The 19,312-nt window shown below is 40.0% G+C and carries 24 protein-coding genes and 1 other RNA gene; 8 read left to right on the top strand and 17 right to left on the bottom strand.

Translation table 11 applies throughout. The features are described 5' to 3' along the window. The first annotated feature begins 125 nt into the window (after positions 1–125). From PQ578_RS11475 to thiM, 3 genes are all read left to right on the top strand, one after another. Positions 126–1,754: an ABC1 kinase family protein gene (locus PQ578_RS11475; RefSeq protein ID WP_273834447.1), complete on the top strand. Its 1,629-nt coding sequence runs from the start codon at positions 126–128 to the stop codon at positions 1,752–1,754. 2 nt (positions 1,755–1,756) lie between these two features. Continuing rightward, positions 1,757–1,999, top strand: coding sequence for a hypothetical protein (locus PQ578_RS11470; RefSeq protein WP_273834446.1), 243 nt, complete (start codon positions 1,757–1,759; stop codon positions 1,997–1,999). A gap of 106 nt (positions 2,000–2,105) precedes the next feature. After that, positions 2,106–2,906 carry a hydroxyethylthiazole kinase gene (thiM, locus tag PQ578_RS11465; RefSeq protein WP_420541543.1) on the top strand — a complete coding sequence of 267 codons (801 nt, stop codon included), beginning with the start codon at positions 2,106–2,108 and terminating at the stop codon, positions 2,904–2,906. A gap of 68 nt (positions 2,907–2,974) precedes the next feature. On the opposite strand, the gene PQ578_RS11460 is transcribed toward thiM, so the two are convergent. The 3 genes from PQ578_RS11460 to PQ578_RS11450 form a co-directional block, all read right to left on the bottom strand. Further along, a complete protein-coding gene (locus PQ578_RS11460) occupies positions 2,975–3,184 on the bottom strand; it encodes a hypothetical protein (protein ID WP_273834444.1) in 210 nt (69 codons plus the stop codon). A gap of 171 nt (positions 3,185–3,355) precedes the next feature. Beyond that, entirely contained in the window at positions 3,356–3,610 is a 255-nt protein-coding gene (locus PQ578_RS11455) for a hypothetical protein (protein ID WP_098442941.1), read from the bottom strand. A gap of 67 nt (positions 3,611–3,677) precedes the next feature. After that, positions 3,678–4,526, bottom strand: a complete 849-nt coding sequence (locus PQ578_RS11450; RefSeq protein WP_273834443.1) for an MBL fold metallo-hydrolase — start codon at positions 4,524–4,526, stop codon at positions 3,678–3,680. Between the two features lie 170 nt (positions 4,527–4,696). On the opposite strand from PQ578_RS11450, the gene PQ578_RS11445 reads away from it, so the two are divergent. Together PQ578_RS11445 and PQ578_RS11440 are read left to right on the top strand one after the other, a co-directional pair. Continuing rightward, positions 4,697–5,359 carry a peroxiredoxin gene (locus PQ578_RS11445; protein ID WP_273834442.1) on the top strand — a complete coding sequence of 221 codons (663 nt, stop codon included), beginning with the start codon at positions 4,697–4,699 and terminating at the stop codon, positions 5,357–5,359. Positions 5,360–5,545: 186 nt separating this feature from the next. Beyond that, on the top strand, positions 5,546–6,175 hold the full coding sequence (locus PQ578_RS11440; protein WP_273834441.1) for a redox-sensing transcriptional repressor Rex: 630 nt from the start codon (positions 5,546–5,548) through the stop codon (positions 6,173–6,175). A 29-nt stretch (positions 6,176–6,204) separates the two neighbouring features. On the opposite strand, the gene PQ578_RS11435 is transcribed toward PQ578_RS11440, so the two are convergent. Next, on the bottom strand, positions 6,205–6,831 hold the full coding sequence (locus tag PQ578_RS11435) for a 3'-5' exonuclease (protein WP_273834440.1): 627 nt from the start codon (positions 6,829–6,831) through the stop codon (positions 6,205–6,207). 160 nt (positions 6,832–6,991) lie between these two features. Between PQ578_RS11435 and PQ578_RS11430 the strand changes: the two genes are divergently transcribed. Then, a complete protein-coding gene (locus tag PQ578_RS11430; protein WP_273834439.1) occupies positions 6,992–7,672 on the top strand; it encodes a bacteriorhodopsin in 681 nt (226 codons plus the stop codon). A gap of 61 nt (positions 7,673–7,733) precedes the next feature. Here PQ578_RS11430 and PQ578_RS11425 read toward each other — a convergent pair whose 3' ends face one another. The 9 genes from PQ578_RS11425 to PQ578_RS11385 all read right to left on the bottom strand — a co-directional run bounded on the left by PQ578_RS11425 (position 7,734) and on the right by PQ578_RS11385 (position 15,188). Next, positions 7,734–8,501: a TIM barrel protein gene (locus PQ578_RS11425; RefSeq protein ID WP_273834438.1), complete on the bottom strand. Its 768-nt coding sequence runs from the start codon at positions 8,499–8,501 to the stop codon at positions 7,734–7,736. 45 nt (positions 8,502–8,546) lie between these two features. Beyond that, on the bottom strand, positions 8,547–8,993 hold the full coding sequence (locus PQ578_RS11420; protein ID WP_273834437.1) for a hypothetical protein: 447 nt from the start codon (positions 8,991–8,993) through the stop codon (positions 8,547–8,549). 96 nt (positions 8,994–9,089) lie between these two features. Next, positions 9,090–9,845: a class I SAM-dependent methyltransferase gene (locus PQ578_RS11415; RefSeq protein WP_273834436.1), complete on the bottom strand. Its 756-nt coding sequence runs from the start codon at positions 9,843–9,845 to the stop codon at positions 9,090–9,092. Positions 9,846–9,966: 121 nt separating this feature from the next. Further along, positions 9,967–11,157, bottom strand: a complete 1,191-nt coding sequence (locus PQ578_RS11410) for a dicarboxylate/amino acid:cation symporter (protein ID WP_273834435.1) — start codon at positions 11,155–11,157, stop codon at positions 9,967–9,969. A 237-nt stretch (positions 11,158–11,394) separates the two neighbouring features. Then, positions 11,395–11,640, bottom strand: coding sequence for a biotin/lipoyl attachment domain-containing protein (locus tag PQ578_RS11405; protein ID WP_098442931.1), 246 nt, complete (start codon positions 11,638–11,640; stop codon positions 11,395–11,397). A gap of 533 nt (positions 11,641–12,173) precedes the next feature. Further along, positions 12,174–12,716 (bottom strand): histidine phosphatase family protein, encoded by a 543-nt coding sequence (locus PQ578_RS11400; RefSeq protein ID WP_273834434.1) that lies wholly within the window; start codon positions 12,714–12,716, stop codon positions 12,174–12,176. A gap of 28 nt (positions 12,717–12,744) precedes the next feature. Further along, complete coding sequence (locus PQ578_RS11395; RefSeq protein ID WP_273834433.1) at positions 12,745–13,302, bottom strand: HD domain-containing protein; 558 nt, start codon at positions 13,300–13,302, stop codon at positions 12,745–12,747. Positions 13,303–13,447: 145 nt separating this feature from the next. Continuing rightward, positions 13,448–14,524 carry an AbrB family transcriptional regulator gene (locus PQ578_RS11390; protein WP_273834432.1) on the bottom strand — a complete coding sequence of 359 codons (1,077 nt, stop codon included), beginning with the start codon at positions 14,522–14,524 and terminating at the stop codon, positions 13,448–13,450. Positions 14,525–14,696: 172 nt separating this feature from the next. After that, positions 14,697–15,188: a CBO0543 family protein gene (locus PQ578_RS11385; protein ID WP_273834431.1), complete on the bottom strand. Its 492-nt coding sequence runs from the start codon at positions 15,186–15,188 to the stop codon at positions 14,697–14,699. A 599-nt stretch (positions 15,189–15,787) separates the two neighbouring features. Here PQ578_RS11385 and PQ578_RS11380 point away from each other — a divergent pair. Together PQ578_RS11380 and splB are read left to right on the top strand one after the other, a co-directional pair. Beyond that, the gene (locus PQ578_RS11380; protein ID WP_166001146.1) at positions 15,788–16,048 is read left to right on the top strand and encodes a transcriptional regulator SplA domain-containing protein; all 261 of its coding nucleotides are present in this window, start codon (positions 15,788–15,790) and stop codon (positions 16,046–16,048) included. 11 nt (positions 16,049–16,059) lie between these two features. Continuing rightward, positions 16,060–17,088, top strand: a complete 1,029-nt coding sequence (gene splB / locus PQ578_RS11375; RefSeq protein WP_098442925.1) for a spore photoproduct lyase — start codon at positions 16,060–16,062, stop codon at positions 17,086–17,088. A gap of 156 nt (positions 17,089–17,244) precedes the next feature. Here splB and ssrS read toward each other — a convergent pair. The 4 genes from ssrS to PQ578_RS11355 form a co-directional block, all read right to left on the bottom strand. After that, positions 17,245–17,428: non-coding RNA, 6S RNA (gene ssrS / locus PQ578_RS11370), on the bottom strand. An 81-nt stretch (positions 17,429–17,509) separates the two neighbouring features. Next, positions 17,510–18,424, bottom strand: coding sequence for an AEC family transporter (locus PQ578_RS11365; protein WP_273834430.1), 915 nt, complete (start codon positions 18,422–18,424; stop codon positions 17,510–17,512). 131 nt (positions 18,425–18,555) lie between these two features. Continuing rightward, complete coding sequence (locus PQ578_RS11360) at positions 18,556–18,858, bottom strand: hypothetical protein (protein ID WP_273834429.1); 303 nt, start codon at positions 18,856–18,858, stop codon at positions 18,556–18,558. A gap of 130 nt (positions 18,859–18,988) precedes the next feature. Beyond that, positions 18,989–19,309: a DUF3889 domain-containing protein gene (locus PQ578_RS11355; protein ID WP_273834428.1), complete on the bottom strand. Its 321-nt coding sequence runs from the start codon at positions 19,307–19,309 to the stop codon at positions 18,989–18,991. Between the last annotated feature and the right edge of the window lie 3 nt (positions 19,310–19,312).

The following is a 19,312-nucleotide window of genomic DNA, read 5'->3' as shown; positions in this document are numbered from 1 at the left end:
TCTACCCCTATCGCAAGTTGTGATAGGGGTTTTTGATGTGCTCCTTATTCGTATAAATTGTTTCTAATCAATGGAAATAGGCTATGTTAAACACTAAACAACTTATTCAGGAGTAGGAGTCGTCTATGAAATATCAATCGCTGTATCGGATTAGTGTGATCGTTTGGATGTCCGTTAAGTTCTTCCTCCAACTTGAACGCTTTCGAAGAAAAAGCAAGCATTCATGGGATCAGGAACGCTGGCAGAAACTATTAAAAAAGCAGGCAAAGGAGTACAAAGAAAAAGCGATTCGGCTTGAAGGATTGCTCGTTAAGCTAGGACAATTCCTCTCAACAAGAGCGGATATCCTTCCAAAAGTTTTTCTAGAAGAAATTGAAGATCTCGTTGACCGCGTCCCTTCTTTTTCATGGGAGAAAGCGAAACAAATTCTTGAAGAAGAATGGGCAGCGAACGTTCTAGATGTGATTGACAACCTTTCAGATCGTCCGATTGCATCAGCTTCCATAGGACAGGTATACAGAGCAACATTAAAATCGGGCGAAGAAGTAGCAATTAAAATACGCCGCCCGAACATTCGAAAGATTATTCGGGCTGACTTTCAAGCCCTTCGCATCGTGTTCTGGCTCATGGATAAGTTTACGTCGTACGGCAAACAGCTTGATTTAAGCAGGCTTTACGATGAAGTTCGTCATGTGATTGAAGATGAGCTTGATTTTAAGAAAGAATTGAAAAATGGCCTTCACTTTAAGGAGCGCTACAGCGATAGTCCAGGATATCGGGTGCCAAATTACGTTCCAGAATGGTCAACGAAAAAAGTGCTCGTCATGGAATGGATGGAAGGCGCTCGTATAACAAACCTTTCTTATATTGACGAGAAAGCCATTGATCGACGAGAGCTAGCTCGCAAGCTTTTAAAGGGGTATCTTGAACAGCTTCTTCAAGAAGGACAATTTCATGCCGATCCTCACTCTGGCAATCTTCTTATTCAAGAAGACGGGACGATCGTTTTCATCGATTTTGGCATGGTCGGACATATTGAAGCAAGGGATGCCCTTTCCATTCGAAAGCTCATTACCGGGATCGTGCTTAGTCAGTACAGCGATGTAACAGAGGCTCTAGACGAATTGCGCTTCCTTCTTCCTAACTCTGATAAGAGACAGATTGAGAAAGCCATTCAAACGCTAGTCACCTTATTCATTGAACAGGATTTAACGATGATGGATGAAGATACCGCTGAACAAGTTTTGAAGGAAGTGCAAACGCTCGTAAACAAGCAGCCTATTCAGTTACCGAGTGAATTCGCTTTTCTAGGTAGAGCCATTTCAACAATTGTCGGCATCCTCTATACCTTGGACCCTGAAATTGACTTAATTGAAGAAGGCAAACCAATTGTTCAAGAGTGGATCAATCGCGAGGAATCGGCTGGCTATGACCCTAAACAACTTTTGAAGCAGTTCTATGCAAGAATTTCTTCAATTGAAAATCCCCTTGATCGACTTTCGGATGAATTCACCGATCATCGTCAATGGGAAGAAAACTTGAAGAAAACAGAAATTCGCTCCAAAAGTATGTTATGGAATAAACACTATGCCTTTATTCTTTTTTCGTTAAGTTTTATTGGATATTTTATAAGTCTTGCTTTTGAGATTCAATCCCTATTCCTTCCTACTGTCATATCCGGCGGCATTACGCTACTCGCTCTCTTTACTGTTAGTGCAATGGAAAAACGACTCTGGTTAAAAAAGGAGAAATAAAGATGGAAGATCCGAAAGTGATGAAAGAAACTACCGAAAAGCTTGGTGCAAAAGAAGTGAAAATCGAAGGACTTCAAGATGGCTATCGCATTACAGTAAAAGCGAATGAAGAAAAATTAAAACAGCAGCGCCGCGTTGGCGGCGCGTTTATAAACCTTCTAAAACAACTTGAAAAAGCCGGATACCGACTACCATTTCCGTTTTCATGGATCATACGTTTTTGGAATCGTTACTCAAGACCTTAAAAAAGGAAAGGGAACTCCTTTCTTTTTATTTTCACGAACATGCCTTATTGTTACAATAAAAAAAGGAAAAACCATTAGAAATGACAAGCAAGAAAGGATGTTGACCGTGGAAAAATCTCAGGCAGCTGACCTCATTACTAAAGTAAGAGAGGCATCCCCTCTCGTTCATAATATAACGAATACCGTTGTTACCAATTTTACAGCGAACGGCTTACTGGCTGCAGGAGCAAGCCCTGTTATGGCTTATGCGAAAGAAGAAGTCGCTGATATGGCCAAGATTTCTGGAGCTCTTGTTTTAAATATCGGCACGTTAACAAAAGAACTCGTGGAAGCAATGGTCATCGCTGGGAAAGCGGCGAATGAAATGAGCATTCCTGTTATTCTCGACCCGGTCGGAGCAGGGGCCACTCCGTATCGAACATCAACAGCTCGACATATTCTTAAAGAAGTCGATGTGCAATTTCTAAGAGGAAATGGAGCTGAAATTGCAAATGTTTCAGGGAAAAATTGGTCAATTAAAGGCGTTGATGCTACAGAAGGAGAAGGAAATAGCGAAATGCTAGCAAGAAAAGCCGCAAAAATGTTTGGTTGTACGGTCATCGTCACAGGGGCGATCGACATTGTTTCAGATGGCGAAACGACACTTAAACTTGGTAACGGCCACCCGATCTTAACGAAGGTAACCGGTACTGGCTGCCTTCTCTCCTCTCTTCTCGGTGCGTTCGCAGCTGTTGAGTCAGATCCGCTGCTAGCTGCATACGGCGTACTTGCGTTTTATGGTGTTGCAAGTGAAAAAGCCGCCGATCATATTGAAAATCGGCCAGGCGACTTTCAAATTGCGCTTTTAAATCAACTTTCGCTTATTACACCAGAAGACATTGAAACAAATATCCACCTTGTTAAATAAACACCAAAGAGGAGCGCAGTTGCGCTCCTCTTTTTTATATTTATTCGATTCACCTATTTCAAAATTGCTTAACAATGAGCAATAAAAAAACAATCTTCAATCCCTTTAAACGTATAGACCACTTTTTCAAGCAACGGATGAAAGTAAACAATAAGATAATCTCCGCTTCGATCGATGACTCGTTTACCCGAATGGTACACCGGATAATCTTGCATGGTACATGATTCTACTTCGACTTCGGAAGTGATCCAATCTATCACTTTTGCTTCTTCATCCATTGCTTCCCCCTTGAGTCATTACTTATCTATGAATGTGAGATCCCCTCATTCGTTGATTTGACACATTCACCTCAAGCGCTCATTTGTTTTAATAGTATCTCAATACTCTTCCACATTCCATCAAGTCTTAAACCCATAGAAAAACCTGAAGCGTATACTTCAGGTTTAATCTTAAAATAAGAGACCAATGATCCCTGCCAATATACCTAACACAATGGCAATAATAAACCAAATAAGGGCAAGAATGATAATAAGCCAACCAATGCCTTTTCTACCTGTTTGAATAAAGTAGATCCCAAGAACGATAGGTCCAAAAATTAACCCGATAATCGCCCAGAAAAAAGAGCTTTTATCCCGTTTTTTTGCATCTACAAATAAATAAATTGCTATTACAATATTAAGAATAAGCCCAAATGACAGTTCCATACGCTCACCTCGTTTCTATATCTAAAAAAATATTTCCCTAAAGTACGGATTTTTAAACCGTGTCTTCCTATAGATTAATGGTTAAAGTGTCATACGCAAATAAAATGTTTTTATCATGCGGAAGCGTTTCTTCCACTTTTTTGAGATCGTCATAGCTCAATTGATCAGGTTCTTCAAGATGTGTTAAATACACTTCTTTCACCTGTAACTTTTCAATAATAGCCAGTGTTTGACGAAATGTTGCTTCTTCTTTCAATACAGGATGATCTTCACTGATTTGTCGCTCTCCTGTTAAAGGGTGAAATTCGCAGATGCCAGTCGGCAATACAGCTACATCCAATTCACCAAGTTCCTCTGGCTCCCAACCATAAAGTTCATCCGGAGCAATCAATATCCGTTTGCCTTCCCCTTCAAACAGGAACGCATAAACATAATCCTCAGATAAGCGAAACGGCGTAATTGATACGCCATTAATGGTTACTTTCTCTCCATCGTTCAGCTTATGAAGCGCTATGTATTTTTGTTGATCAAAAAAAGCAAGATGTTCACCACTACCTAATCTTGTTTGAAAGTCAATCGCCACTTGTTCCGGCAAATAAACGTCCGTTGTTGTTCCTTCTGGGGGATGGTTGACCCAGTCCGCATTTACTGATTCTAGCACCCGCCTCCCCATGACATGATCAGGGTGCCAATGCGAATAAAACACGCCGTCTATCCTCGAAATCTGCGAGCGATTTAACTGCATATAGCTATCTTCAGGCGTATCAATTAATACGTTGGGACCGTGAACAAACACACTAGGACCCGATCGACTGTAAGGGACACCTTTCTCTCTCGCTTCTACACAAACGGCGCACTGACATAGTGGACGGGGGATCGCCATGGCGCCACCGGTACCAAGAAATTCGATTTGCATACGATTTCTCCTCTCTCCTATCTTTGGAATTCTTTTCCTCTCTTTCATTCTATCATTTTCTTTCTTTTCCATAAGTTATCTTGACAATATTCGTCACAAAAAAGACAGTTTATTTAAAAAATAGGAGGGAAAACCAATCATAGATTCGAATAGAAGGAGGATGTTTCACTATGTCAGAACAACAAACAGAAACAGCTTATCAGCTACCACGAATCGGGTCACCAGCCCCTGACTTTACTGCTAACACGACACACGGTCAACTTTCACTCGATGATTACAAAGGAAAATGGTTTGTGTTGTTTTCACATCCCGCTGACTTCACACCGGTATGTACGACAGAATTTGTGGCTTTTCAGGAAATTTATCCTGAGTTACGAAAGCTTGATGTTGAGTTAATCGGCCTTAGTGTCGATAGCGTTTCCTCACATTTAGCATGGGTTCGAAACATTGAGAAGAATTTTGATACCGAAATTGAATTTCCGGTTATTGCTGATCTCGATCGAAATGTGGCGACACGCTACGGCATGATCATGCCGGAAGAAAGTCAAACGGAAACGAGTCGTGCAGTCTTCGTAGTTGATGATAAACAAGTTGTCCGAGCTGTCATCTACTATCCTCTTACGACCGGTCGCAACATGCATGAAATTATGAGATTAGTAAAGGCGTTAAAAACAACGGATGAGCACGGTGCTCCGACACCAGCCAATTGGGAACCAGGAGATCAGGTCCTTGTTTCTCCTCCTAAAACACAGGAAGATATGAAAAAGAGGGAAAACGAAGAAGGTCTTGAATGTATTGATTGGTATTTATGCAAAAAAGATTTAAAACAATAACCGTTTGAAAGAACCGGCCTAATGACCGGTTCTTTTTCTGTTAACTCCATATGAGTTCCATCGTTTGGGAATTATACAGGAGCCTATCTCCTCACTAGTTCTTTTGGATTATTTTCCAAATTGCACTTTGCTAGATTAAGATTATAATAGAGAAGAAAGCGGATATAGTTTGACGGAGGTAATCGTATGAAAAAGGAAGAGAATAAACTTCCAAATGCAACCATAAAGCGTCTTCCTCTCTACCTTTCTTATTTAAAGAGCGTAAAGAAATCAGGGCAAAAATCGATCTCTTCTGTTGAGATTGGTCATGCGCTTAACTTTAAATCGGATCTTGTGAGGAGAGATTTTTCTAAGATAAAAGCCCCAGGCCGAAAAGGGGCAGCGTACGAAGTTAAAAAACTTGTGAATCACCTTCACTTGATCGTAAATGAAAAGACTGAACCAGAAGCAGCTTTAATTGGTGCAGGTCGACTGGGCACAGCGCTTCTTCACTATAATCACTTACGAAAATCGACTCCTAAAATTAAAATGGCGTTTGATAATAACCCAAAAGTCGTTGGGAAAACCATTGCAGGTGTACCGGTCTATCATATCGATGAAATGAATGAACGTTTAACCGCTAGTGTAACGGTAGCCATTCTAGCTATTCCCGCCGCTTCGGCGCAAATGGTTTCTGAAAAGCTATCTGAAACCGGCATACTCGGTATCATGAATTTTTCATCTGCCTACCTTAAACTCCCAGCTAACGTTCACCTTCAACAAATTGATTTAGCACGTGAACTGGATACACTCTCGTTCCTGATTCATTTCTTTTAAAAAGATGCACGAAAACCCCTCACCAAAATTCAACGTGGCGCAGGGGTTTTCTTTTTGTTTTTTGAGTTTTTTTTATTTAATTTGGCAGGTTCATAGCCGCTATCAAATAAAACGCCGTTTGCTGTACCAGTTTTTGCGATAAGTTCATTGATATCTGCTGTATTTAACGTCTCTGCCACTTTTAAGAAAATCTGAGCAGAAGCTCTTGCATCATCTAGCGCATGGTGATGGTCGAGATGAATCCCAAGATAATCGGAGACAACATTTAATTTATACTTTGGTAACACCCATGTCTTTTTTGATAGATTTACAGTGCAGTTATACGCAAGCATTGGATACGGAAGACCATATTGATCAAGAACAGCACGTAGCACGCTCATATCAAATTGCGCATTATGAGCAATGAGGAATTTCCCCTCAACTAACTCACGAATTTCCTCTCGCCACAGAACATCAAATTCAGGTGCATCTTCAACATCTTCTTCGGTAATCCCGTGAATGCTAATATTGATGCCAGAGAAAACATTTTGCTTCGGCTTCACTAAACGATAATATTCTCGAATCAGCTGACCATCTTCATATTCAACAAGACCAATCGAGCAAACGCTTCCTCGTGAAGAATTTGCTGTTTCAAAATCTAATGCCACAAAATTCATATGGAAACTCCTTTACCATTCATTACCCACATTTTAAAAGGTTCGTAAGAATTCGTCTAGCTGTTTGCCTTACATTGCCACAACGAGCGCCTCTACTAATCTGAATAAATCCTTATGCAATGTCAATAATGGATAACACAACTTGCTAGTGAGGTGAAACATGAACTCAATCGAAACATCGTTACACATTTTTTATTTTATCGTGATGATCTCAAGCGCCATTTATTTTTATTTCCTAAGCCGAAAACCAAATGGCGTACCTTTGTATGAATATGTGATCGCCATCGTCATTACAGGATGGTCCGGAGTCGCTTATTTATCTATTGCATTAGGTCAGGGGCTATTAGAAAGACCAGAGAAAACAATTTACTTTGCACGATACTTAGATTGGGTGGTCTCTACTCCCCTGTTACTATTATCACTTGCCTTAACCGCGATGTTCTACCAAAAGAAAATCAACCGCACACTGATCGCTTCTCTGATTATAGCTGACGTTTTCATGATTTTAACTGGACTAATCGCCGATTTTTCACCTGATTCACTAAAATACATCTGGTATAGTCTAGGGCTTGTAGCCCTTGCGATCATATTAAGGATTATATGGGGCCCTCTTAAGAGGATGGCAAATGAAAGCGACCAGCTTGCCAAGCACTATAAGCGAATGGCCATTTATTTAACATCTTTTTGGGTGCTTTATCCGTTGGCATGGTTCTTTGGCGCATCAGGCGTTGGGCTAACAAAAGGTATTATTGATACACTAGCGTTTATCGTTCTACCGATCTTCTCAAAAGTTGGATTTGGCATTCTGGATCTTCATGGTCTTCGAAAAATAAAAGGATAGTGTCAAAGAAAGAACGAGGATGACGTATTTCAAACACGTCTTTCGCTCTTTTTCATGTAGCTTATTCAACATACTGTAAAATTGTCTTCTTAAACGAATCGATTGCTTGATCTGTTGGAACTGTGTAGCTGCACTCCAGTCCAATAAACCCCTCAAAGCCTGTCTTATTAATCGCTTTTAAGATGTTCCCAAAATTTAACTCACCTGTACCCGGCTCATGACGTCCAGGATTATCAGCAATATGATAATGATTGATTCGGTTACAAAAATTTGTTGCGTTACGGGTAACATTTCCTTCCGTAATTTGCTGATGATACACGTCAAATAATAGTTTTACATGTGGACTATCCACTTGATCGACAATCGACACTGCCTGATCTGAATATTGTAGAAAATGACCTTTATGATCAACTAGCCCATTTAACGGTTCAACTTCAAGTACAACCCCAGCCTTTTCACATAGTTCCGCACTTCTTTTAAGTGTTTCAACCATTGCTTCTTGCTGTATGTTAATGGGCGTATCGACCATCACGCTTCCCGTTTGGGTAATGATCGACGGCGTTCCAAGTTTTTTACACGCTTCAATCGTTTCTGATAATCCTTGAAGATACGATTCTCGCAGTTTCGGATTAACTAAATTAAAAAAACGCGTACAAGTTGCTGTAATTCCAACGCCAATTCGACTCTGTGCCTTAGCCACTTGCTCCAGATTTAATTCCGTCCAATCATAGTATTCTAGCCCATGAAATCCATGATCCTTCACTTTTTCTAGGTGACCGAACACATCCTCACCTGGATAGGCTCCAATGCATAGGGAATATTTCAACAATGATCAACTCCTCATATAGCTTTATTACATCGACTCAATTCACTTTTACGTAACATACGACAAATAGTATGCAAAAACAGCGAGTAATCCCACTGTACAAAAAATCAACGTTCCGATAAAAAAAGGAGGCCGCGATCCTCCCTTATGTATATCGATTCCACCTGAGTGAAGTCCTTTATGAAATCTACCAATAGTACGACTGGCATTCTCCTGATAGGGTCTAAAGTAAGCAGGTAACCAGATAAGCGCTATTAATAATAGACTCGCAACAAACAAAGAATCGATGTAAGACCATTCACTTGCTTTAGCTAGTAGCATGACAAGGCACAATTCTAAAAAAACCGTCCCTCCTATTAAAACGTTTTTCTGCTTTCGAGCACTTAGCTTACTTAAAAAGCGTGTTTCAACAACCGAAGAAACCTTGCTCAGTACCCCAGCAAACAGAACAGCCATGACTAGAAAACTAAAGCTTGCGAGAAATTTAACGATCAAACCGGATCACTTCCTTAAAAGATTAAATAACCCTCTTTTAAAGTTACGATCTATAATCAAGAAAGTTCCGTTTTCTTCCAAACGATTCTTTTCAATTCATCCTTTTACTGCTTTGAGAATCATCGTAGTTGGAAACTTTCTCGCTTTATAAAGAGAATAATAACGGTCAGAGATAACCTCCTCCTCTTCGTTATACAGATTTGAAACATCACTTTCAATGACCTCTTGAATGGTAAAACCTGCCTGGATCAACTTATTGATATACGTGGCCATTTTCCGCTTATGGATTGTCATCCGGACGCCTTCCCCTTTAAAATCTTCAAACGTATGTAGTCCTTCCTGCTGATAAGAACCGTTCAACGAAATCTCACCATTCTCACTCGTTACATGCACATAAAGAGGATGATCCCAGCTAAAAATAAAACTTCCTCCCTTTTTTAAATAAGAATAAACCAACTCAAACGTACGAGTTAAATCCGTAGTCCAGCCAATCGCATAGATCGAAAAAACGTGATCAAAATAGTTTTTTGGTAAACCGATCTCTTGTTCCATCGGCGCACAAAATAACTTAGCTGACAAACCGGCTAGCGTACTTTCTGCCGTTCTTCTTTGTTCTTCAGACAAATCAATTCCCCAAAGTTCAGAAGCCCCTCTTTTAGCCATATACCGAAGTGAATGGCCACTACCATAGCCAATCTCAAGTACTTTCGCATTTGCCACTTCACCAAATAAATGAAGCTCTTCCTCTGTTTGTGCATAAGGACCATAGTGCGGTAGCGCATCAATTCCATTAAAATGATGCGCTACTTTGTCCCAGCTTTGTTTGTTCTGATTCAAAATGGTATTATTCATCGATCTCTCCTCCTCAACTCCATTCAATTCGGGAATAACCGTAAGAAACCCTCTTTTCATCGGAGAATAAAAGGCGAACGCTATGCATACAAAAAGGACAGGCGAGTGCCTGTCCAGTTCTTTATCCAGCTTTAACTGTACTTTTCACTGGTGCTTTCTCTCTCGTTAATCGATCAACGAGACCTGACAGAGCACCATCACCTGTCACATTACAAGCTGTACCGAAGCTATCCTGTGCAAGATATAACGCGATCATAAGCGATACCATTGTTGGATCAAATCCAAGCATTGTCTCAAGCAAACCAATTGCGGCCATCACAGCACCGCCCGGTACGCCTGGTGCAGCAATCATCGTTATCCCTAACATAAGGATAAATGGAATAATCGATGCAAACGTTGGATCTTGTCCATTCAACAGCATCACTGCCATCGCACAAGAAACGATTGTAATTGTACTTCCTGAAAGGTGAATCGTTGCAAGAAGTGGAACGCTGAAGTCAGCTATTTTCTCACGTACACCGTTCTTTTTCGTTTGCCTTAATGTTACAGGAATCGTAGACGCAGAAGACTGAGTACCAAGCGCTGTAAAGTACGCTGGCATCATCCCTTTAAGAAGCTTCAGCGGATTACGTGACGTAGCAGCACCTGTCACACTATATTGGATTAAAAGCATTGTCAGGTGAAGGAGTATGATCATAACAAACACTTTTGCAAATACGCTTAAGATTGTCTGAACTTGTCCAGCACTCGTCATGTTAGCAAAAATACCAAGAATATGAAGCGGTAATAATGGAATGATGACAAAACGAATCACTTTCTCAATAATGGTTCGAAATTCAACCATAACGCCTTTTAACATCTTTCCTTTCATGGCTGCCATTCCGAGTCCTAATGTAAACGCCAGTACGAGCGCTGTCATCACACCCATAATAGGCGGAATTTCAACTTCGAAAAAAGGTTTTAACAATGACTCTTCAGGGTTTGCCATTTCTGAGGCAGCTCCGCCCGTTTCAAGAAAGAGGGGGTAAAGATTTCGTGCGGCTAAGAAGGCAAGCAAACCAGCCAAAAAAGTAGAAAGGTAGGCAACCGTAGTTGTGATCCCGATCAACTTTCCCGCACCTTTCCCAATTTCACCTATTCCAGGTGCAATAAAGCCAATAATGATTAATGGAATCGCGAAACCAAGAAAGTTTCCGAAAATCCCATTAAACGTCGCGAAAATACGTACAACCGCTTCAGGAAGATAAGCTCCAATAACAATACCAAGGGCAATAGCAATAAGAATACGTGGCAATAGTCCAATTTTCTTCATAGTGTCCTCCATACAAAAACATTTGTCCATCTCAGGTGTAATATATGTGTACTTTACTAAAAATCAATGGATCCTGCAAGATATATTCGTTAGAATTCGACAAGAAACTTTTGTAAACAAAAAGCGAGAAATGTGTAACTCACAAAATAAAAGAGGCACAAGCACTACGGTAGCCCGTCATGCTTGCACCAGTTCGTGTCAATCTTATTTATAAATGTGTTCGGCAAAGACCGATTATTAATCGCTTCCTGTTACAAAGTCATCTTCTTTCATTGACGCAAGAATGTATCCGCCTGTCACACGATCATTCTCTTTCACATGAAGTTCAGAAATTTCTCCGCTTACTCCAAGCGTAATTTTCTCGGTATTGCCCTGCCCGTTTCGGATGACAAACATTGGCTCCCACTCATAAACGCGGGATGAATGATGAACAAAGATCTTCTCAATAACACCCTCACATGGACAGACCACTGAACGATTCATGATTTTTTCCCCTTTCTAAGCATGTAATGGTTCCTCTGTGGAACAGTTTGGTTTCTATACTTCCATGATATGTTTGGCATGTTTTTCTATGATGCCAAACACTTCATTTCTTTAACCTTGCGTCCATTTTACCTACTTTTTTATTTTTGACAACCCCTTAATTTCACAAGCGATCAGCTAAATAACCCCCAGCTTCTTCCTTTATGCTTTGCTGCGATAACATCGACGTTCTTCCTAAAATATGCTTTCTTGAATCTCTTTTTAATAAAACAAAATTCGTCCCATACATGCATTGTTAACAAATCACTTTACTTAACTGAAGATGAAAACCACGTAACCGCTCTCATAGGAGAATGACTTCGTATGCTACCATTATGATGTAAGACCTCTATGAAAGAATTCTGTTTTCCACCGCACTCCTAAAAATATTCCAGCATAATAAGGATTTAAGGAAAATCACTCGATTATTTTTTTGGAACGCAGCAGTCCGATTCGTTCACCACTTTGAGTTGAAACAAGCCCATCTGTGTATTTCATTTGGTATACGTAAGGATTGTCCAGTTTGCAGTGCCTTTGTTCCCTTCTAATGTCCAGCCACGTTTTGTTAAGGTATTTCCTATATAGCGGTTAAAAAATCCATGTCCTACTAAAATGACGGTACCGTGTTTCCGTGCGCTATCTTCTAATTGCTGAGCGGCCGTTTTCGCCCGCCTCTTCGCTCGTTTTTTGTTTTCTACTTTCTTGGAAAATCCTATCAGCCAGAGAAATCGATAGAAAACTGTCCATATGCGAGGGTTTAGCTTCAGAAACTTAACATTGTAATAAGGAAGTTCGATCTCCCGATAGATCGAATCGCTTTGAATCGCAACCGATGATTGTGCAGAGTCGATAGCGCGTTTGAAATCACTTGTAAATACGATGGAAGCGTCCTTTAATGCCCGTTGTACGTTTGCAGGTGCTTCATCGCAGATCCCTGCTTCTCCGTATTTGATTACCCATTCTCGATAATCCCAACTCGTTATACGCTTTGAAAAATCACATGAGGATTTCCCATGTCGAATTAATCTAATTTCCACCTTCTTACACCTTACCTTTTACGCATTTTCATTCATTCATTTTTTTTAACGTTTCTTTATCAATTTCATCACGTATTGCCTTTATCATTTCATCATATTCTGCATACTCTTTCCCATAAGTAAGATTAAACTCATAATCAAACCCAGGTGGATTCGTTCCCTGAGTATGCTGAATGATCGTCTCCATTTTATCTAGAGCTTTGACAAACAGAGATTCTTTCGTTTCGCCACGATTATACTCCTGACATAGCGAAAGAATAGCGCCACTCTGTTTTCCACCAAGAGCGGAAGTGAGACGTTGCACCGCTTCCTCCTCTTTTCGAATCTTTTCTTGTTGATTAACTTGAATCGTTGCAGAAATATCCCCGTCATACGCTTCACCAAGGTCGTGCACAAGACACATACACAAAACACGAAAGTGATCGAGCTCAGGGAATTGATCACTCAGGGCAAAAGCAAACATCGCGAGGCGCCAGGAATGTTCTGCCACACTCTCTCGTCTGCCGCTTCTCATGTATGCCGTCCGGGTTGTATCCTTTAATCGTTCAAGTTCTTTAATAAAAGTAATCATCTGAAAAGCATCCATCCTGGTTGATTCCTCCTCTACTAATTTCTTATATGCTTATCCTACAAACGTTATCATCGAATTTGCGTTCATTGTTCTTTATATGTAGGAGAATCTGTTTTCGTCAAAGCTTCTGTAGATTTTCCATATAAGACTAGAGAAATTTTTATTGATTCAATCGAACCTTTCTTCTGATCCACCATTGCAACAATGGAAGTGCGATAAACATAATAAAAAAGATTCGAAAAAGTTGATAGCCGCTAATCATTGCAAGGTCAGCATCAACTATTGTTGCCGTAACGCCCATTTCAGCTAGTCCTCCTGGAGCCGTACTGAGAAATGCCGTTGCCAGGTTAATAGACGTTATTTTTGTTAAAAGAATCGCTAGTAAAAATGAAAAAAACACCAAGAGAATACTGGTGAAAATTGAATAAAATCCGATTCTCCGGATGTTACTGCGCATTTCTTTTTTCAAATACATACCAAGATAAATTCCCAAAAAGTATTGAGAAATCAAAATGAAAAATGGCGGAAGAGCAGGCACTTCCACTGCTGTTATCGAAAATAGTGCGATGATAAGCAATGGGCCTGTTAAAAATGCAGCCGGAAGCTTTAATTTCTTCCCTAAAAACGCTCCAATGATCGCAAGTAACAAAAGACCGAACAAGGAAGGATAAGCAACAGCTTCCGTACCAACTTCAGGAGCTGGACTATTCAGCGAGGCTTCTGGTTTAATAAAATACATTGTAAGAAATGGAATTAACAAGATGACTAGGATCACACGGATTGTTTGCATAAACACAATTGTTCCAGTGTCGATTTCTTTTATCTCTTCACTTAGAATAGCAACTTGAGATAATCCCCCTGGTACGCTCCCGAATAAGCCGTCAATTAGCTTTATGTTTGTTTTTTTCACAATTATAAGCCCGAGTAATAAACTTCCAAAAACTGTTGATAGTGTAACTGCAATAATATAGGGGAAATGTTGCATTATTTCATGAGCTGTGCGCTGTGTGAAAGAGGAACCAAGCATATAACCAATTAAAACAAGAGCTATGTTCCGTAATGGAGTAGGCCAATAGAGCGTCCTTCCTGTGCTAAAATGCCAGACCGTTACTCCTGTTAACGGACCAAGCATCCATGGAAGAGGCGCATGAAGAAAATGAAACAATAGTGATCCTAGTAATCCAATTACGATGGTTTCAATAAAAGCAGATGATTTATTTGATAAGAATAACAGCATCAGACGTTCTCCTTTACTAACATTCACTACATCACCAAGTATAGATGTTTTCCATTCATAGGAAAAGACAGTCAACAATACCTGCATATTGATGACTGTCTTTATGAAATTAATTTATCTTTTAACCACTGTCGTTTAGCCAACTAGTGCCTCTTATCCAATGAATGCTTTCCTATATGTAATCAAACAGAAGTAAAAGGAGTATTGAAATTCCAATAGATAAAGGCAGTGCGAGGCTTTTGTTAAGGTGATGTAGACGAACCATTGGAAACATAACGATAAGAAATAATAAGGACCAACCCAAATTCCATCCATTATGATAAGTAATTGCATCGGTTGTTGATACCAAACATTCAACAATCCAGAATCCTACAACCCATTTTGCATTGTAGATCATTTCACTTCCATTAGAAGGATAATTCGATAAAAAGAGCAAGACGACGAGAGGATTTATAATTAAATTATGTATAAAATGAACCATTATTTTAGAGAGAATGATACTCTCTTTAAAATCCCACAAATGAAATTTCTCATGAGCAATGATTTCATATACAGATGCGGCTAATGCGATATATAGCATAGTTGGGTAGTATTTTTCCCAATTTTTCCAATCAGCTTTCCATAAGGCAAGTAACGCTAGTAGAATAACGATACCAATGTTCATTACTTATCTCCTACTTCCGAACGGTTAAAGAGAATATTCTTACGATTTTTATACCTAGTATGCCCTACATTTTTTTCCAACTCCACTACTGTTTTTTCTAGATTACGTTTTTACATATATATACAAAATAGTATAGGGCTTTTCCATTGATTTATTCATTTCATATAGAAATAGCGAGTGCCTGTCACCACCCGCTATTTGTCAATACTTGTCGAGAATTTATTTCATAATATAGGCGTTGAAATCCGACCCTATTCATGGACCTCTGTTTTCCATACATAATAATCCTCAGCATTAACCGCCTTTCTAACCCAAACGCTTTTCTTAGGTGCTATACGATCAGATACCTTTTGCCATGTACCACCTCTCAATTTCCTGTACAGTTTGAACCGAGCAAAGATCCTGTCTGTCACCCTATGTGAAGGCACCAAGATTTTAATCCATTTCAACATTCCTTCACGCACCTCCCCTAAAATCAAGTCAACAGAACATCGTATGCATTCTTTCAACGCTTCATGACTGAAATAGGCGTTATTTACCAGAAAGGAATCCACGCTCTTGTGGAACAATGAGGAAGAAGAACGTAAAGGAGTGATAAGATGGATTTACATGATTCAACGTATGATTCAGGGCAAGGATATCAAGCGGGTGACGTCGTTTACGTCATGTATCGTAATCCGCATACTTACAATGTTGCGAACATCCAGGAAGCTGCTGTTGTGAACGATCCTGATCAACCTGGTAAGCTAGCCTTGTTCTTATATGAAACTTACTACCCACTTGATTCTGATATTGCGATTTATCATTCAGAAGCGGAAGCAGAACAGGCCTATGCCACATATTTCGGATCGATCGAATAGGAGGTCTTTCATTGGTTAAACCATTTGTGCCTCAGCTTGTCTATATGGAACCAAGAGCGTTAGAATATCCTCTTGGACGGGAACTGCATGAGAAGTTTTCTAAAATGGATATTGAAATTAGGGAAACAACCTCACACAATCAAGTAAGGAACCTTCCGGGAGATAATCACTTCCAGCAATATCGCGTTGCAAAATCAACGCTTGTTGTTGGTGTAAGAAAAACGTTAAAGTTTGATACTTCCAAACCTTCTGCTGAATATGCGATTCCGTTTGCGACTGGTTGTATGGGCCACTGTCATTATTGCTACCTTCAAACCACAATGGGAAGCAAGCCCTATATTCGAACGTACGTGAATACGGATGACATATTCGATGCAGCCGAGAAATATATGCAGGAGAGAGCGCCAGAACCAACTCGGTTTGAAGCGTCCTGTACGTCTGACATCGTTGGCATTGATCATTTAACACATACATTGAAACACGCGATTGAATACTTCGGAAAATCAGATTACGGACGCCTCCGCTTCGTAACAAAGTTCGCACACGTTGATCACCTTCTCGATGCAGACCATCAAGGAAGGACGCGCTTTCGCTTTAGTATGAATGCCGATTATGTTATTAAGTTTCTTGAACCAGGTACATCGCGACTGGATGAACGGATAGAAGCAGCAGCGAAAGTTGCTGAAGCTGGTTATCCACTTGGATTTATCATTGCACCTATTTACTTATATGATGATTGGAAGCAAGGCTATCTAACTTTGTTTGAGAAACTTGAAGCAAAGCTTCCTAAAAGCGCAACGAGAGATTTAACATTTGAACTCATTCAGCACCGGTTCACAAAACCGGCGAAGCGCGTCATTCAAAAAAATTACCCGATGACAAAACTTGAAATGGAAGAAGAAGACCGGATGTACAAATGGGGAAAATACGGCATCGGCAAGTACGTCTATCAAAAAGATCAGCAGCAGGATATGAAAGACACATTAGGAGGATACATCAATAAGTTCTTCCCGGATGCGAAATTGGAGTACTTCACTTAGACGGGGAGTGCGGGGAGTGCCTGTCACCACCCGTTTAAGCTCGAAGTGTGTCGAACAGGTGCTCTGCACACTAAAAAAGGCATGGAAGCAATTTGCTTCCATGCCTTTCATCTATGAACGTTCATCACTCTATGTAATCACATAAGCAAGTTTAAACCCAAACCCGCTCCGTCGTCACTATAAGTGTCTCAAAGCCCGCGTAAAAGCAGGTGGGTACCCGCACAGCTACCTTTAACGTCCCGCTCAGAAGGCCGGCTTGTTATCAGCAACTGGATGTAGAGTTCCCGGAAAACTAGCATCGGTTTGAGACAACCGTTGTTAACGTGCGTTGCAGGAAATGGGTATTGCTTATGCTTATACTCTACACCTTCCATCAAACAAAATCAATGGTTCTGATTTCCAATTCGGCGTCCCTCTTCCGTTAAAATAACCAACGACCAATCGAAATAACCGCAGTAACCGTAATCATACTGAATACAGTGGAGGCCAATACAATTTGCGCAGAAAGCTCGGGCTCATTCTCATATTCTTGCGCAATGATCGCACTATTTACTGCTGTTGGCATCGCGGAGGAAATAAACAGCGCCTGCGCTGTTACACCCTCAATCCCTAGTACAAAAATAATGCCGAGGGCAATGAGTGGTCCAAGTAAAAGACGGATGATCAAGCTCACATACACAACAGATAAATTCTTCGATAAACGTAGTTGAGCAACTTGAGCGCCAAGTGTCAATAACGCGATCGCGATCATCGAATCGGCAATGTAATCTGCTGGTATGAGGACAAATTCAGGAACAGTGACATCTAGTAAATTGAATCCGATCCCAAGTAACATCGCATATAAAACAGGCATTTTAAAATAACCAAGAAGCGCGCTTACCTTGCTTCCTTCGACCGTTTTCAATGCAAAAATCCCCCACGAGAACGTCAGAATGTTCTGGAACGTTAAGATAATGACTTGAATCGACATCGCAAAGGGGTCTTGTTTAAAAACGAGATCATTTACAGGGACGCCATAGTTCCCTGAATTATAAAACAGTATACTGTTTGTAAACGAAGCACGCACGCTTTTACTGTAGCCAAATAATCGACTGATTAAATGAGACACAACGTATAAAACCACAATTAAAATGCTAAAAAACGTAAGTACGGATAGAAATAATGATAAAGAAAAAGCTGTTTCATAAAGCTTTAGAAAAATAAATCCAGGCACGATGAAATAAATGTTTACTTTTGCAAGCGTGTATAAATCAAATTGAAAAATGCGATGAAGCATTACGCCAATCCCAATTAGAATAAACACGGGCACAATAATCTCAATAAATACACCTAACACTAGAGTCCCTCAATTCTTAACTGCATTCTGTTACCCTATACAGTCTACACGAATCTCAGAAACTCTTCAGTACTCTTGCTTCATTTTATAAGGAATCAATTACACAAAGAGTAGAACTCAATTCATTTGTTCTAAGCTTCAATCTTATCCTTCATTGAATCACGAAGCACTGCATTAACGGCTTTTCGGCTCTTCCATAAATAGTGAATAAGTTCTTCAGATTCCAAAAACCGCTCCTCTTCATCGCAATACGATGCACCTTTACAATGAATAGAAAACGACGAGTTTTTATATTTCATGAGAGTACAAAGGCCATTTCTTTCAGTATCCACAAAAACCATATAATGCTTTTGACCAACCTGATCAAATTCAGCTAGTTGATTGAAATCCTTTAGCAATGCTTCTACATCTGCCTTACGCTTAATAATGTTCACGCTCTTCCTCTCCTTATTTGTGAAATCGCTCTTTATCTCTAGCTACTATTATTCGATTTAACACACTAAAATCCTTCTTTTACAGCGCCAACAACAAAAAGCCAGTTATCACAACTGGCTTTAACGCGGCTTATTGAAATTCTTCGATCTCATCATACTTCACATCGATCAGCTTATCTTTTTGAGGATTAACGAGTACATACACGCGAATCTCTCTTGACTGACCGTTTTGCTTTAACGTAAATTCAAAATCATATTGTTCTCTTACATCAGAGATAAATACTTTCCCATCGTACCTATAGTCAGTCACTTGTTGATCTGGATATTTTTTCGTCGTTTCCTCAATAGCTATTTTTCCCCATTTTGCATAAGAAGGAGCTTCCGCATGAACGTTAATCGGGACTAGGAAAAGCACCGTTATACTTAATAATAAGATTAGTTTTTGTAACAACTC

Source organism: Guptibacillus sedimenti, assembly GCF_028610665.1.
GTDB classification, from domain to species: Bacteria; Bacillota; Bacilli; order Bacillales; family Guptibacillaceae; genus Guptibacillus; species Guptibacillus sedimenti.
The sequence above is the reverse complement of the archived record's forward strand: the minus strand, read 5'-3'. Positions and strand labels throughout refer to the sequence as shown.